The organism is Dethiosulfatibacter aminovorans DSM 17477 (genome assembly GCF_900142005.1).
GTDB classification, from domain to species: domain Bacteria; phylum Bacillota; class Clostridia; order Tissierellales; family Dethiosulfatibacteraceae; genus Dethiosulfatibacter; species Dethiosulfatibacter aminovorans.
In genome coordinates, this window is sequence record NZ_FQZL01000080.1 from 1 (window position 1) to 1,139 (window position 1,139).

The 1,139-nt window shown below is 36.6% G+C and carries 1 protein-coding gene; it reads right to left on the reverse strand.

Features of this window, described 5'->3' with window-relative positions; all coding sequences use genetic code 11:
* Window positions 1-175: 175 nt before the first annotated feature.
* Window positions 176-973 (reverse strand): transposase, encoded by a 798-nt coding sequence (locus BUB05_RS18375; protein ID WP_094763086.1) that lies wholly within the window; start codon window positions 971-973, stop codon window positions 176-178.
* Window positions 974-1,139 lie beyond the last annotated feature (166 nt).

Consider the following 1,139-nt stretch of genomic DNA (forward strand, 5'->3'; position numbering starts at 1 on the left):
CGTGGAATAAATGCGGGCTTTTCCCCACACAAAAAGCACTGAAGTCCAGTGCTCATGTTTTTATTTTTTCGGGACATTTTCTAAAATGCTTGACACAAAAGAAGGCACTTTTTAAAAAAAATAAAGAGCTTTCGCTCTTCAGATTGATGACAAACCCGTGTGAAAATTTCGATTTTCACACGGGTTTTCCTTTTTCCTTGCTTAAAAAAAGGAAATTTTTTGATGAAATCAAAAAATACCATTTGTTTTGAATGAATTGTCCAAAAAATAAAAAAACATGAAGAAATCTTGCTAGTTTCTTCATGTTATATGCCGCTGCTGACATATAACTTTGCTCTTTTATTCCGTCAAGCCCCCGGAATCGGGCATAACGAAATCCGTGCAATTCCTTTAAATCGGCAAAAGCACGTTCTATTGTTTCTTTTCTTCTTTTATAGATCCTCTTTCCTAATTCAGTATTTTTTGTAAATCGATCTATGTCTCTTAGCTGTTCATCCCAGACATGAAACCGTATTACACGCTTTTCAGCTTTTTCGTACAAGCATTTTTCTTTCTTGGGACAATTGCAGCATATTTCCTTTTTACTGTGATATTCCCTATATCCCTGCCTAGTTGTTGTCTTATATTCGAGGGAATGTCCCTCTGGACACATTGCTACATCCCAATCCTCTACATATGTAAAATTCAACTTGGACATCTTGCCCTTTGGCTTTGGTCCTCTTCTTTTGGCTATTGCTCCTTTAATTCCCAGTTTATCCAATCCCTTTGCTATTGGTGCAGTGTAGTATCCTGCATCGGCTCCTACATATTTGTATCCGAATTTTTCCTTTTGCTCTTTAACTATTCCAAGAAACGGTACGGCATCATTTATCGCTGCACTTGTTGGATGTACACCTGTGATAATGTTATTCTCACCATCTACTGTCATATGATTGAGGTAAAAGAACCCTTTAGGCTTCCTGTCCCTAAACATGTATCCGCTGTCCGGATCTGTGGTGCTTACCTTTCTATTTTTTACCTCTTCCTTTTTTTCTTTTTTTTTAGCCTGAATTATTCATAGAAACATAAGAACCACTAAAAATTTCATATTTAGCATGTATATCAAGCAATTTTCCTAAGGAAAGTGCCTTGCTGTATTC

Excerpts from the sequence above, each read along its gene's own strand:
- BUB05_RS18375 (WP_094763086.1), bottom strand. The coding sequence starts at position 973 with ATGTTTAGGGACAGGAAGCCTAAAGGGTTCTTTTACCTCAATCATATG.